Origin of the sequence: Methylomonas sp. AM2-LC, assembly GCF_039904985.1 — a bacterium.
Classification (GTDB): Bacteria; Pseudomonadota; Gammaproteobacteria; order Methylococcales; family Methylomonadaceae; genus Methylomonas.
Genome location: NZ_CP157005.1, coordinates 3,519,436 through 3,532,765 on the forward strand (window position 1 = coordinate 3,519,436; position 13,330 = coordinate 3,532,765).

Below are 13,330 nucleotides of genomic sequence, written 5' to 3' on the forward strand. Positions count from 1 at the left end.
GCTACGCAAAATCTAAATAGTTAAATTAAAACTTTTACTTAACTTTACATTTCCAGCTCTCTCTTTTTGGGTAATTTTCCAATAGTATAGGGTGCTAGAATAACTTGGCCTAGCACATAAAAATGCTTTGCGTCTATTCAGAAAGTTTTAAAATTTTAAAATGAATTAGCTATAGAATGCGCTAAACAAAGTGAAGCGCATCTGTTTCGATTGAGGCGCCTTCTAGCGTCGGCATCCTATAAAAACCTAACTTTATAATGCTTTTTTAAGTTGAAAAAAGGCCAGATTGTTAATTTTTCCTATTTATGTTGGCTCAACGAAAGGTAATGTTTTATGACATCTATTAGCAGCGCCCAAAGCTCAACCAGTAGCAGTGTAATTTCTGGTTCATCAAGTTCCATTGATCAAAAAATTAAAGCACTTGAGCAGGAAATTTCAGCTGAGCAAAAAAGCAAAGATGACACCAAAACTAAAGAAACTAAAGTGCAATTGTTAGAAGCACAAATACTACTTTTACAAATGCAAAAACAACAAGCTGCACAAACGCAATCTGAAACTAATCAGAATTCGGTTACCAGTAGTAATAATTCAAAAACGTCTAATACGAGTGGTATAGATACTTTTGTTTGACTATGAGTGTGATAGGAAATTAAAAACATCAATGCTGTTCATTTTTATTCTACGGCATTGGTTTTGCAGTTTTTGACCACATGACGGCTACGGATTTGTATTGCTTTCTAACCTGAAATACCTTAATAGACAAAGCCATACACCATCAGTTTTTTCTTCTAAATATTAGTTGTGCGATTAAAAGAATAACGAATAGAACAAATAGTGCTGGCAAACCCCGTGTAAATGCGAATGCAACCAATTGAAACCTTGGCGCATTTGCGTGTGTAAGTCAAGAAGCTTTGTCGAATCACGAAAAAGCGATTACCAGTGAATATGAACCTAAATAATTGCTGAAATAACGACGTTTAGTACAAAGTCATCAGCAAATTACGAAAAACACCTCAAAGTAAATCGAAAAAAAGTGTAAAATGGGTCCGGTTACTTTTAAAAAGTAATCGGCCCATTTTTTACTGATCAAGACAAGCGCGACACATGGTTATTTAACGATCATAGAACGCTTATTGGCTAAGATTCAGAATTTACCGTTTGCATGCTTATGCAGTGTCGTTAATGGAATGCTTTCAATCGTATCCCAGTGCTCAGCAATCTTGCTATTTTCCACGCGGAACAAATCGTAGAATGCACTGTGCCGACCAGCTAAATCACCCTCGCTGACCGCCAAAACGAAATTTCCTTCTCCCAGTATTTGGTGAATGCGATTGTATTTCATTGTAATACCTTGTTTTGACATAGCTTGTAAGGCTGCGCCCAGCCCAGACAAGTCGTCTGCAATCAATGGATTATGCTGTATATAATGATCACCCTCAAAATAACTTGCCAACACATTCATACGACCATGAATTAGAATGTCGTCAACGAAGTGACGCACTAGGTTTTTATTTGCTTCGGTTTTATCCAAGTCAGTAAGCTCTGTCGAACCATCCAACATGTTGTGTCCGCTAGGATTGGCATTTGTGGGTTTTTCTTGCAAATTATCCCAATGTTCTACAATCATGCCATTTTCAAACCGAAAGATATCGAACCCAACTTTTGGGCCAAAAAACTCGTAGTTAGTATGCGTAAAGACGAATTCGCCGTCCTTAAAAACACGTAGCGTATCGACTTTGGTTGATCCTTTTGGCAATTGTTTTAATGCGCTGGTAAAGCCATCTAAGCCATCGCTTACGGATAAATTATGCTGAATATACTGATTGGGATTGATGAAAGCTAGCGGTTTTGAATCCCCGGACTCAATACTTTTTAGCAAACTGACGACTTTTTGTTTGTACGGGCTGATCATGGTTTTCTCCTGAGTATGCTCAACAGAATTTGCTGTCAAGGGAATTAAAACTGCACTGAAAATTATTGCGGCCTGGGTAATACACCGAGAGTTAAGCATAGTCATAGTTATATCTCCTTCTTGATTATTAAATGGGTAACCGATCATTACGGAGGTAATTTTCTGCTTTAATTATGCATATAACAAGATAGTTATAAGACATATAATGATATAAAACGGACATAGTAATTGACATGACTAAACTACCAGAAAAGAACGCCATTCAGAAAATCAACTATATGCCGCAAGCCGGCTATGATTTAGATCTGGAGATTTTTCCCGTCTCGGTATTGAGACAGAGAGTGAGCGCGAAAAGACTACAACTAACAGAACGTATCGCCTTTTACATGTTGATTTTTATCAGCGATGGACAATGTCGACACATGGTGGATTTCGAGTGGATTGATTGTGTACCGGGTAGCTTATTAATTTTACAGCCGGGACAAGTACATCGTTTTGATATGACGACTGACTGGCAAGGTTGGATATTACTTTATCGCCCAGAATTTCAACAGCCCAAAAAAACACCCACATCTGCTGATGAACAGGAAATTTTTCAATATTTGGAAGATTTACCGAGTGGATTGGCACTTGATGAACGCCAGCAAAAATGGATTCTGGATACAATCAACAGCATGTATGCAGATACACAACGTTTGGTGGGGCGGAATGTGATACATGCCATTTCTTGATTAGCAAGATACCTCAGCCGAGCCTCCGCAAAGCGAGTAGACTGAGCACAGCCCATCTAAGAGGTGCACCATGTCAATCAATCGCATCCAGTTTCAACCCGGTATGTCTATGCCTGAGTTTCTAAAACACTACGGCACCGAAGCCCAATGTGAAACCGTTCTGGAGAAATCGCGCTGGCCTGACGGCTTTGTATGCCCTTGCTGCGAAGACACAAATTGTTGTGAATTCCAGATAGGAACGCTCAAAATGTTTCAGTGCACGACTTGCCGACACCAAACATCACTCATAGCCGGTACGCTGTTCCAGAGCACCAAGCTTCCGCTAACGACCTGGTTTCTGGCGATCTATCTGATCAGTCAAGCGAAGACAGGCTTGTCTGCGCTCGCGCTAAAGCGATATCTCGGGGTCAGTTACCACACAGCATGGCTTATGCAGCATAAGTTGATGGAAGCCATGTCCGAACGTGAAACAAGATATCCGCTGAGCGGCCAAATCCAGATTGACGATGCCTATCTAGGCGGTGAGCTTAGCGGTGGCAAGGCCGGACGGGGTTCTGAAAACAAGGTACCCTTTGTGGCGGCACTATCACTGGATGAGAATGGACACCCCAGGTATCTCAAATTAACGCCAGTGAGTGGATTTACACTCAAAGCGATTGCTCAGTGGGCCAAAGAAAATTTGGTCTCAGATTGTACAGTACTTTCTGATGGCCTCGCCTGTTTTGCCGGGGTGACAGAAGCCGGTTGTCAGCATGATGTCATCGTTACAGCTGGTCGTAAACCCAAAGATCTACCTGTGTTTCAGTGGATTAACACCATCCTTGGTAATCTCAAAACCAGTTTGGGCGGTTCTTATCATTCATTCAACTTCGCCAAATATGCTTCTCGCTACTTGGCGGCTTTTGAGTTTCGTTTTAATCGACGATTCCAACTCGATACGCTCCCGATAAGACTTCTGGTGGCGGCTGCATCTGTAGGGCCCCGTCCTGCTGCTTGGCTTCGTTCAGCTGAGGTATCTTGCTAATCAAGTGCCATTTTGCGTCATCAGTTATATGCGTTACTGATTCGTCTCTATCTTTATCAATCGGATAATCCTTCATCAACAATTACTGATCCAGTGACCCTACAGCGCTTCAAACGCTACCGATCTGCCATCACGCAACAGCTTCACAAATGGCACAGGGTATCCGACTACGCCAAGTTCATTGGTTGCTCTGAAAAGACCCTTAGTCGCACCACAATGGAAATTGCCGAAATGAATGCTAAAGCCTATCTCTCTCAGCGCATCGCTTTGGAAGCCAAACGGCTTTTGTTCCATACCCGTCTACCCGTGTCGCTAATTGCCGAAAGCTTGGGTTTTGAAGAGGCAACCAATTTTGTGAAATTTTTTCGCCGTGAAGTGGGTTGCGTACCAGGAGAATTTAGGAATCGCAATTTAGAGCGTTAAGTAGCAAACAACCAAAACCTGATTTCGAGCGGGGTAATTTTAAATCTTACCCGACCAGTTTTTATTGTTTAATCACAAAAGGGACGCTGATAGCCCTTGCGCTATAATAAGCGCAACTGCGATCAATTCGGCATCTTTTAAAAGCTTGGTGGCTGCATTTGCTTGCGCTAGGTCATCTTGCACGACAGCACGAACCAGGATATTGGTATCAACTACAACCTTCATTCTTTACCTGCCCAAGCTTGCGCGGTCGCCTCGTTGATTTCTTCAAGAGTGGCCACTTTCTCTGTTCGTCCTGCTAGTAGCCCTACAAAACCATCAATCGTACCGGATGAGCGGGCTGCTTTGAGTAGCCCCCGACCATCAGGTAGTAAATCTAGCTCAATTTTATCACCTACCTTAATACCAAGGTGCTGCTACACCTCTTTTCTAAATGTCACTTGACCTCGCAGTGAAACCCAGCTTGGCGACAGATAATGCTGGGTTTCACTTTGTTCAACCCAGCCTACGCTCAATCCATATATGTCTCGATAATATGTTTAAGTTATTGATATAAAAAACTCTTACTCTTAAGCAAGTGCTATTCTAACCTGACCCTTTTTTTCTTATATCCTTTAGCGTACTGCCAAAACTGGAATTCAGAGGTCGCCAAAGCAATCCTACAGGAGTTGAGGCTTGGCAAACAGGATTTTGCTCATGCGAGTATTTTGCAATTCGACTCCTCGAACAATAACCGTCTTTCTATTTTCGACAGTGAAGCCATTGATTACAAAAAATGCTTCCGCTGAAAGACTGACATCAGCATACAATCTTGAGACGTTCTGTGATAACGCAGCTTCATGTATGCGGCGCATTAGTGCGGTACCAACACCTTTGCCTGAAAATGGGCCTGCAACGTAGAAATGATCGATGTATCCAGAACCTTGAACATCGGCATAGCCAACTATCTGTCCGTCAATGACAGCCACAAATGGATTCAGCATGGAAATTCGATTGTACCAATCCTCAAAGTCGTAAGTATCTGGTGCCCAAGCATGAATTTGGTCGGATCTATAGTACCTAATAGCACACTGGTGGACGGACGAAAGAAAAACCCGACGAAGTTCTTCCTCTTCTCCCGCTATGTAAGGACGAATGAGCATAGATATGCTGTTGGCTAAGTTGGTAATTGTGGATGGAGTTGCACCCTAGTTGTTATCTTCGATAACGACTCTTGGTCGGGTATCGCAATTGTACCATTTTGATACGCCCATATGAGTCTGACTGAAAGCCAATGACAGTTATTGGAGTGTGTGCAAGAAATTAGAGTTAAAGTCGGTGGTGCTTTCCACGTGTGTCTGACGGGGTCAGTTTCAACATTAATACATTTTATTAAGCTATTAATGCAAACTTATTGGATTTTCAACCACTCCAAATACCCAACATCCTCCATAATATCATTATGATTCCTACCCGGAATCACTTTAAGCGTAGCTACATCCTTGGAAAAGCTTTTATAAAGATTTTCGGTATTGGCTAAAGGAATTACCTGATCTTGTTCTGCTGCAACCAATAAGGTAGGGGCGGTTATTTTGGGGGCGTATTGCCAGGATTCGTACTTATCGATTAGCAACCAGCTTATGGGGAATAGTGGATAAATACCCTCGGCTACTTTTTCGATACTGTCATATGGCGTAACCAGTACCAAACGTTCTACCGGGCGTTGACTGGCTAAACGTACCGCTACGCCAGTACCCAAGCTGCGCCCGACGACAAAAACGTGTTTGTGACGGGCATGTATTTTATCGAACAACACTAGTGCGTCATTGTGCAGGGCTAGTTCGGAAGGTTGTCCGGTGCTATCACTATAGCCGCGATAGTGCGGCAGGTAAATGGCGTAGCCTGGAAACATTTTGCTAAACATCGGCAAGCTCCATGATACATCTTCCATGTTGCCGCCAAAATAAATTAAGGCATTATCACCCGTTTGCAGACTGGCAGTAATGGCCAATTCTGCACCCTCTACGGCTAATTTTAGTTTTGCGTCGGCGACGTCTGCGCCCTTGCTTGGGGTTGGGTGGTAAAGTAAGGCACGTTGCCCGGCATACAAACCAACGCAAAGACCCAGATAAATTAAAATGGCAACGGCTAAAAATTTAATCACTAAGGATGGCATTGGCAATACTCAATAATATTAAGGTAACGATTTGGCTTAACTCTGGTACACCCAAAGGTTAATACTAGTCAGCAGATTTGTTACGCCCACGGTGGGTTACGATGCGAGGATATGACATAAAGATTAGCCATTGCGCATCTAACCTACCTTATGCTGTTTTATGTATGCAGCCCATTAATCGTGTTAGGTGGCTATGTTACCCTACTTTTCTTAGCAGTTAAACTATAGCCCTAACGATTAAGTTGAATTAATTATCTTGATTTGTAATTTGCCACTCTATCAAGACGCTGGTATTTAGTTCCAACTATCATTGCATAGCTACTCGCATTCTTACATAATATTGGTCATTACCTTATCCAGCCGAGGAGCTTTGCGTGGATGCTATTTTTTATTTCATTGCGGCTGGGCTGGGGCTGGTTCCCATACTGCTGGTGGTCTTACTGGTAAAACACAGCCAGTTTCAGGCAGAAATTCGCGCTTCTTTACAAAAAATGGAAACGGCCAGACAAGACGATTTTCAGCGCTTACTAGCATTGTTTAAGCAAAACCTTGGCAGCGTTGCCGAAACGCCTGTAACCGCTGAGGCAACGCCACCACCGCTAGCAGAATCAGTAATACTATCCCCCGCAATAGAAACTAACGAAACACCCAGTTACTCTGCCACATTTCCGGATGCGGAGGTAACGGAGCAGCTTACGCAGGCAGTGACCCAGCCAACTTGGGATAGCGCCAGTTGGCAACCCCCAGAACCTAGTCGCTTTGAACTGGCTGCCAAACAAATACTGGGCGAAATATGGAACTGGCTGATTGTGGGCGAAAAACATAGGCCGGCAGGGGTATCTATGGAATATGCCATTGCCAGTAACTGGTTGCTGCGCATTGGTGTGTTGATTCTGGTAACGGGTATTGGCTTTTTTCTGAAATATTCTATCGATAACGGTTTGCTGGGCGAACATGCGCGGGTGGCGTTATCGGTGCTGACTGGCTTAGCCATGATCGTGGCCGGTGTACGCTTGGTGGGTGGGCAATACCATTTATTTAGCCAGGGCTTGCTAGGTGGTGGTATTGCCGTGCTGTATTTCAGCGTGTTTGCTGCGTTTAGTTTTTATCATTTATTAGGTATGTATCCGGCATTTGCATTGATGTTGCTGGTTACCTGTTGTGCGGCAACGCTGGCAATACGACTGGATTCGCTATTAGTGGCAATTTTTGCCATTATTGGCGGTTATTGCACGCCTATTTTACTATCTACAGGTCAGGTGAATTTTGTCGGCCTGTTTAGTTATATGTTGTTGCTGGGCATAGGCACACTGACTATTAATCGTTATAAGCACTGGCATTTACTCAATTTTTTAAGCTTTTTCTTTAATTATGTGCTGTTTTTTGGTGCCATGCAGCATTATCAAGTTAGTCATTTCTGGCAAGTAATGCCGTTTTTGATCGGCTTTTTTGTACTTTATTCCACCATGATTTTCCTGTTTTGTGTGGTCAATCAGGTTAAATCGACTTTGTTGGATTTGCTGGCGCTGATGATTAATGCCGGTATTTTCTTCGTTACCGCTTATGATTTAATTGACAGTGCTTACGGGCAAATTTGGGTAGCCTTAATGACAGTGGCGCTGTCTGCCTTTTATGTCGGCCATAGTTATTACTGTCTGCTACGGCGGGTTTTGGATAAGGAATTATTGCTTAGCTTTATTGGTTTGGCGGCATTTTTTGTGACCATTACCTTACCTATAATACTATCTAAGCAATGGATTACCGTCAGTTGGTCGTTACAGGCATTGGTCATGCTGTGGCTGGCGGGCAAATTACGCAGTCAGTTTTTGCAACAAGTGGCCTATTTATTATATTTATTCGTGTTAGCGCGTTTGTGTTTTATTGATTTACCCGATCAATATAGTAGCACCCTGCCCTTAGATCAGCCTGTTAGTGGATTTTTATTAGGCTTGCTTGAGCGTATCATCAGTTTTGGTACACCTATCGCTTCGCTGGCTTTCGCCTATCGCTTGATAGAAAAACCTGCTGCCAGTTCCAATTTGGCCTGTGCAGAGGGTAATGATGTACCGTTGTGGTTAAAGAATAACTGGCTGTTACAAGCGCTACTGATATTGGTGGCCGGTTTATTGTTTATTGTTGTGCAATTGGAGTTGTACCGCAGTTTTGGTTATCTGTATCCACCCTTGCAATTACCGATACTGACACTGGTTTGGTTGGGTATGAGTCTGCTATTGTTGTTACGTTATCTGGCCATGCCCAGGGCCTGGTTATTAACTGCCTTACGGGTATTTATTGGTGCCGTGCTGTTTAAACTGTTGTTTATTGATCTACCCTCCTGGGATTTAAATCTGCAACAAGTCGGTTACGGTGACAGTGTGTTGACCATGCGCTATGCTGCAAATTATAGCTTTGCACTGTTGTTAATGCGGTTACTGGATTTTGCAGCCATTATTGGCTTCTTGCTGTTTACTTTCCAGCGGTTATCGACCACCAATATAGACACTTATCGTCAACGTTTATGGCTGGGTGGCGTAGCTTATGCGCTGTTATTTTGCTTTTTGAGTTTAGAAACCAACTCTATACTCTATCAATTTGTACCGGGCCTTCGTTCCGGTGGCGTCTCTATTTTGTGGTCAGTGTTTGCGTTAAGTTCGGTGTTTGCTGGTATCAAACGGCAAGTGTCTGCATTACGATGGGTGGGGCTAGTTTTATTTGCGTTAGTCACCTGGAAAGTATTTTTTATTGATTTGGCGCGACTTGAACAGATTTACCGCATTCTTGCCTTTATCGTGCTGGGCTTGCTGGCTTTAGGCGGGGCATTTTTCTATATGCGCTATCAGCAAACCTTTATCGGCAAATCGACTACAGAGAAATTATCATGATCGGCAAAACCACCCTGTTTAGTTTTCTAATGCTATTGATATGGCAGTATTGTGTTGCTGATATAGGCAACCCACGTTTTAGCCGCCCGGTTTTACTGCCGGACACTACTAGCCAGACATTATTAGCTATTATTTTGGATGAGCCCATTTATGCTGCCAGCCAAACCGATTTTGCTGATTTACGCCTGCTGGACCAGGATCAACAAGAAACACCGTATCTATTGAAAAAGATAGCCACCAGCAAAACAGTCACTCAGCGATTAAGCAGCGTTATCGATAGCCAATCGTTACAAAAAAGTGGTGAGAACGGCATTGTTGTCACGCTGAGTTTAGATAAAAACGCTGCCTTTGCCAATGGTTTAACTATTAACACTCAGCAACGCAATTTCGACTATAGCCTACAAATCATGGGTTCTAGCGATGGTAATGCTTGGCATGTTTTGGTCGATAAGGCCACGATTTATGATTATTCTCGTTATATGGCAGTCAGTAATCGTGATATTAGCCTGCCCGATAATCAGGACCAATTTTTAAAAATTATTGTTGCCGAAGCTACGCAAAGCCGAAACAGCCAAATGCTGGAACTAACCCGTACCTTACAAGCGGGAGAAGAACAACAGCGTCAGGAAAAACAGCAATTACAGGTTGAACCGCTGCATATTGAGGGTATTGAGGCTTGGCATAATCAGGCCAGTACGCAAGCAGAAGCGGCACAAGCGTTCCCTTATTCGCTGAGCAACTTTACCATTAGCCAGAATAGCGAACAGAAAACTAGCGTGATCGAGATAGACAGCAAACGCCAACCTTTAACGGGTTTTAAGCTGGATATCAATACCGCTAATTTTAGTCGGCATGCAGAAGTACAAATAGCGCAGCCGGGGGTGCAAGCACCCATACAAGTGATAGGCACAGCACAATTGCAGGCTTTGCATTTTCAAGAGATTAATCAGCTGCAAACAGAACTGACTTTTCCAGAACAACGCCAGACCCATTTTCGATTGGTTATCCATAATCAAGATAATCCGGCTTTGGAGATAAGCAGCATTAGTGCTATTGGCCATGCTTATCAATTGCTATTTCTGCCTCAAGCGGGCAAGCAATACCAACTATATTACGGTGCAGAAAAAATGACCCGACCTGTTTACGATACAGCCTCAATTGAAGAGCTGTTGGAGCGTGGCTATCAAACAACTAGCGTTAGCTTAGGGGCTGAAACTGCGCTGATACCAAGCAAACAAAAACTAAATATGAGTAGTATTTTAGAAAGTAGCTGGTTTTTAGGTGGCGTGATCGGCTTAATGGTACTGGTATTGATGTGGAGTTTATTTCGTATAGTTAAACGGCTGGGAAATTTGCCTGAATAGAAAACCGATTCCGGCAGTTGATTAAACGCGACTGCAAGCATTCAAACATTGATGTTCCAACAGCTTGTTATTTGTTACAAATGCAACAGATAGAATTAGACGTTTATATAGACTAATCAATCATTTAAAAATTGGCGCAAAATATGAATTAAGCAAGCTATACAGAAATTAATACTGTGTTAGGTTGCTAATCATTTTACGGTGCTTATGTCTGAAATCATCCAGTTTCCCGTTTCCCACAAACAACAAAAAACAGATCTTGATGCGGTTATCGACGAAGCTCTAAGGCCCATCCCCAGTAAAGAAAGGGAAAAGCTCAGGTTTACGTTAATCAAAACCATAGACAGCTACGATGCCTTTTTTACTGAATGGTCTTTGAGTATACCGGAGGATAGTAACGAAACACTCAGAAAACAAATCTACGATATTGCGCATCAGGAACATAATAGAAAAATGCAGATGTTGAAAGACATTATGCGATTAAAGATTAAAGTGCTGGTTGCGGAATACTATCACCAAAAATAACTCGGTTTTTACTTAACTATTCTGACCCGTATCCAGTGGATTCGGTTAGCGAGAATAAACAACACCAAAGACCATCGATTTTAAGCGCTTATCTTAGTCGTGCTTTGGTGCAATTTTCATTAAGGAGTGTTATATGAGTCAACTGGCTGATGTTAATAGTGTTGCAGAGCTTGAAGTCGATGACAATAAACTGATAGTTGCTTTTGCAAGTTCGGATGGTGAAATTGTAAATCAACATTTCGGTTCGTCTCAGGGATTTCATGTCTATGGTATAGATGGCAGTACCGCTAAACCATTGGCGGTTAAGTCGTTTGGTAAAGAGCTACGTGACGGGAATGAAGATAAATTAAAACCTAAGCTTGCTTGGTTAACGGGGTGCGATATGGTTTATTGTGGATCTGTCGGCGGATCTGCGACAAATGAGTTGATCAAATTGGGCGCTCATCCTGTCATAGTTAAAGGTGGCCCCGATATTGAAGAAATCATTACCGAATTACAACAAGAAATTACCGGAACCCTGTCGCCACTGCTAGAACGCATTTTTAAACAAAAAACGGCTAAAGATAATAGCCGTTTTGAAAAGATGGCTGAAGAAGAATGGGATGAATAAGGATACCCGCCAATTTTGCCAAAATGCTATCTAAACCACTCTGCCAGGTTGTTGTGTAAATCAAGTGTGTGGAAAGCGCAAAGTTTATTCAATATCTCCTGACAGTAAAGTGTCCACAGCTCGCAAAATATAGTCATTGTTGCGAATATGTTGTGCGAGTTCTTTGATTTCTTCATAGGCATAATTGTGCAAATTGAAACTCATGGTGTCGATTTGTTTGTCGTCACAAAAAATATCAAGTACCAATAGCACAGAGTTGTCGTACTGATGTGCGTCATCTAGCACCTTAACGCTGGATACAATTCTAATATGTTCATCAATGCTATTGATATATCGCAACGACGATAAATCCTCAATTTGTATGGGCGTTAATAGATTTTTAATGGTCATCAGGATTCTAAAAATTAAGGCTAATGCAATTATTGTTTACTTAAGATCATGCGTTTTTGGTACAGAAAACCTGCTCATACCTTAAATAAATTACTGGTTTCAAAGAACAGCTAATTACGCTAACTCTGTTTATCGGAAATAATAGAGCTTACAAGGTTCATGCCAGATTTACAGGCAAGTATTCTTGATTTATATCCAACGAAAATAGTCAGTGTCACAAAAATATCCCTCTATTTAACACTTCCCTGTCAATAGCCAGTGCTCGATTCCAGGCGTCAGTGACAACTTCGAAAAACCACCCTTCGACAAGTCTCTCCTGAGTTATATCGGAAGGCTCTGGGCTAACGGTGGCATCTATATATCAATAGCTTACCGTTCGTGCTGAGACCGTCGAAGCACAAAAGCAAGTTTTTCGAAGTTCTCAGTAGATTCGTTTTCTGCCGGGAATCAACGAATAGTTACGACTTTATAGTTGGTAAAATCCTTCCGTTTAGGTGATACATGGCGTTTAAAAAGGCTATAGGCATTGCTGTTCTCAGGTTAGATTACGATCTGGGCGTACCATTTTATTGGCGTGCAATTTGCTAAGTTATAAAAAAACCTTTTCGAATAGGCTATTTTTGTAATGTTTACTTCAATTCATCCCACAATTGTTGCAAGCGTCTGGACAACTTTGGACCGGCGGCACCCTTTTCTGTGCGCTTGGTTCTCAGGTCATTGTAACGGCCAAGCCAGGGAGACTAAACTTGGATGACAGGTTTGCGGATGAGGAAGAATGGGTCATCTGGAATAGCGCCCACGGCCTCGTCACCACGGTAGCGATTGCGCGGGTCGAAGTCGGCACCGGTGGTAGAATCGCATGGCTGGATGAACCCTTTGACATGGTGGGCCCCTTCAGCTATGACGCGCTTAAGACGCATGGTCGAATCGCCTTCGCCGCTTGTATCATCATGTCACGCCAAAAATGGCAAGACGACCAAGTGGAACTGCGACGAGAGTCCCTTAAAATACGCCGAGCTACAGAACAACGAATTAATGAGGAATTGGAGCTTCTTTACGGCGGCCAGGGCCGACATCCAGTAAACCGAAAGCCTTTCAAAGAACGGCAACATCGTGAGACGCTAAATTTGCCAATCGACGGGACGCTTGAGTCATCCCAGATCAAAGCCGCATTTCGACGGCTTGCCCAAAAGATGCACCCCGATGCCGGTGGCAGCAACGAACAGTTTATTCGCATTACGGAAGCGCGCAATGCGTTGCTTGAGTACATTTCATGATTGCTAACAACAATTGGGTTTTGATATTGTCATATAG

Annotated in this window: 13 protein-coding genes and 2 pseudogenes; 9 read left to right on the top strand and 6 right to left on the bottom strand. The window is 42.7% G+C overall.

Annotation, left to right across the window (positions count from 1 at the left end; all coding sequences use genetic code 11):
- Positions 1-333: 333 nt before the first annotated feature.
- Entirely contained in the window at positions 334-630 is a 297-nt protein-coding gene (locus ABH008_RS15760; protein WP_347986570.1) for a hypothetical protein, read from the top strand.
- A 514-nt stretch (positions 631-1,144) separates the two neighbouring features.
- On the opposite strand, the gene ABH008_RS15765 is transcribed toward ABH008_RS15760, so the two are convergent.
- A complete protein-coding gene (locus ABH008_RS15765; protein WP_347986571.1) occupies positions 1,145-2,017 on the bottom strand; it encodes a hypothetical protein in 873 nt (290 codons plus the stop codon).
- A 128-nt stretch (positions 2,018-2,145) separates the two neighbouring features.
- Here ABH008_RS15765 and ABH008_RS15770 point away from each other — a divergent pair, with 128 nt between their 5' ends.
- The 3 genes from ABH008_RS15770 (at position 2,146) to ABH008_RS15780 (ending at position 4,090) form a co-directional block, all read left to right on the top strand.
- Positions 2,146-2,643 (top strand): AraC family ligand binding domain-containing protein, encoded by a 498-nt coding sequence (locus ABH008_RS15770; protein WP_347986572.1) that lies wholly within the window; start codon positions 2,146-2,148, stop codon positions 2,641-2,643.
- A 70-nt stretch (positions 2,644-2,713) separates the two neighbouring features.
- Entirely contained in the window at positions 2,714-3,667 is a 954-nt protein-coding gene (locus tag ABH008_RS15775) for an IS1595 family transposase (protein WP_347985947.1), read from the top strand.
- Between the two features lie 12 nt (positions 3,668-3,679).
- Positions 3,680-4,090, top strand: coding sequence for a helix-turn-helix domain-containing protein (locus ABH008_RS15780; protein ID WP_347986573.1), 411 nt, complete (start codon positions 3,680-3,682; stop codon positions 4,088-4,090).
- 108 nt (positions 4,091-4,198) lie between these two features.
- On the opposite strand, the pseudogene ABH008_RS15785 reads toward ABH008_RS15780, so the two are convergent.
- From ABH008_RS15785 to ABH008_RS15800, 4 genes and pseudogenes are all read right to left on the bottom strand, one after another.
- Positions 4,199-4,315 (bottom strand): annotated as a pseudogene (locus ABH008_RS15785) (VapC toxin family PIN domain ribonuclease); the annotation flags it as partial.
- Positions 4,312-4,563, bottom strand: a pseudogene (locus ABH008_RS15790) (AbrB/MazE/SpoVT family DNA-binding domain-containing protein). The pseudogenes ABH008_RS15790 and ABH008_RS15785, both read right to left, overlap by 4 nt.
- Before the next feature lie 186 nt (positions 4,564-4,749).
- Entirely contained in the window at positions 4,750-5,232 is a 483-nt protein-coding gene (locus ABH008_RS15795; protein WP_347986574.1) for a GNAT family N-acetyltransferase, read from the bottom strand.
- Positions 5,233-5,480: 248 nt separating this feature from the next.
- Positions 5,481-6,245: an alpha/beta hydrolase gene (locus ABH008_RS15800; RefSeq protein ID WP_347986575.1), complete on the bottom strand. Its 765-nt coding sequence runs from the start codon at positions 6,243-6,245 to the stop codon at positions 5,481-5,483.
- A 374-nt stretch (positions 6,246-6,619) separates the two neighbouring features.
- Between ABH008_RS15800 and ABH008_RS15805 the strand changes: the two genes are divergently transcribed.
- The 4 genes from ABH008_RS15805 to ABH008_RS15820 all read left to right on the top strand — a co-directional run bounded on the left by ABH008_RS15805 (position 6,620) and on the right by ABH008_RS15820 (position 11,626).
- Positions 6,620-9,127 carry a DUF2339 domain-containing protein gene (locus ABH008_RS15805; protein ID WP_347986576.1) on the top strand — a complete coding sequence of 836 codons (2,508 nt, stop codon included), beginning with the start codon at positions 6,620-6,622 and terminating at the stop codon, positions 9,125-9,127.
- On the top strand, positions 9,124-10,491 hold the full coding sequence (locus ABH008_RS15810) for a DUF3999 family protein (protein WP_347986577.1): 1,368 nt from the start codon (positions 9,124-9,126) through the stop codon (positions 10,489-10,491). Before ABH008_RS15805 ends, ABH008_RS15810 begins: the two co-directional genes overlap by 4 nt.
- Positions 10,492-10,698: 207 nt before the next feature.
- Entirely contained in the window at positions 10,699-11,016 is a 318-nt protein-coding gene (locus ABH008_RS15815; protein ID WP_347986578.1) for a hypothetical protein, read from the top strand.
- Between the two features lie 133 nt (positions 11,017-11,149).
- The gene (locus tag ABH008_RS15820) at positions 11,150-11,626 is read left to right on the top strand and encodes a NifB/NifX family molybdenum-iron cluster-binding protein (protein WP_347986579.1); all 477 of its coding nucleotides are present in this window, start codon (positions 11,150-11,152) and stop codon (positions 11,624-11,626) included.
- Positions 11,627-11,710: 84 nt separating this feature from the next.
- On the opposite strand, the gene ABH008_RS15825 is transcribed toward ABH008_RS15820, so the two are convergent.
- Positions 11,711-12,016: a hypothetical protein gene (locus ABH008_RS15825; protein WP_347986580.1), complete on the bottom strand. Its 306-nt coding sequence runs from the start codon at positions 12,014-12,016 to the stop codon at positions 11,711-11,713.
- Positions 12,017-12,762: 746 nt separating this feature from the next.
- Here ABH008_RS15825 and ABH008_RS15830 point away from each other — a divergent pair.
- Positions 12,763-13,293, top strand: coding sequence for a DnaJ domain-containing protein (locus tag ABH008_RS15830; RefSeq protein WP_347986581.1), 531 nt, complete (start codon positions 12,763-12,765; stop codon positions 13,291-13,293).
- Positions 13,294-13,330: the final 37 nt, after the last annotated feature.

Excerpts from the sequence above, each read along its gene's own strand:
- ABH008_RS15760 (WP_347986570.1), top strand. The coding sequence starts at position 334 with ATGACATCTATTAGCAGCGCCCAAAGCTCAACCAGTAGCAGTGTAATT.
- ABH008_RS15765 (WP_347986571.1), bottom strand. The coding sequence starts at position 2,017 with ATGACTATGCTTAACTCTCGGTGTATTACCCAGGCCGCAATAATTTTC.
- ABH008_RS15770 (WP_347986572.1), top strand. The coding sequence starts at position 2,146 with ATGACTAAACTACCAGAAAAGAACGCCATTCAGAAAATCAACTATATG.
- ABH008_RS15775 (WP_347985947.1), top strand. The coding sequence starts at position 2,714 with ATGTCAATCAATCGCATCCAGTTTCAACCCGGTATGTCTATGCCTGAG.
- ABH008_RS15795 (WP_347986574.1), bottom strand. The coding sequence starts at position 5,232 with ATGCTCATTCGTCCTTACATAGCGGGAGAAGAGGAAGAACTTCGTCGG.
- ABH008_RS15800 (WP_347986575.1), bottom strand. The coding sequence starts at position 6,245 with ATGCCATCCTTAGTGATTAAATTTTTAGCCGTTGCCATTTTAATTTAT.
- ABH008_RS15810 (WP_347986577.1), top strand. The coding sequence starts at position 9,124 with ATGATCGGCAAAACCACCCTGTTTAGTTTTCTAATGCTATTGATATGG.
- ABH008_RS15815 (WP_347986578.1), top strand. The coding sequence starts at position 10,699 with ATGTCTGAAATCATCCAGTTTCCCGTTTCCCACAAACAACAAAAAACA.
- ABH008_RS15820 (WP_347986579.1), top strand. The coding sequence starts at position 11,150 with ATGAGTCAACTGGCTGATGTTAATAGTGTTGCAGAGCTTGAAGTCGAT.
- ABH008_RS15825 (WP_347986580.1), bottom strand. The coding sequence starts at position 12,016 with ATGACCATTAAAAATCTATTAACGCCCATACAAATTGAGGATTTATCG.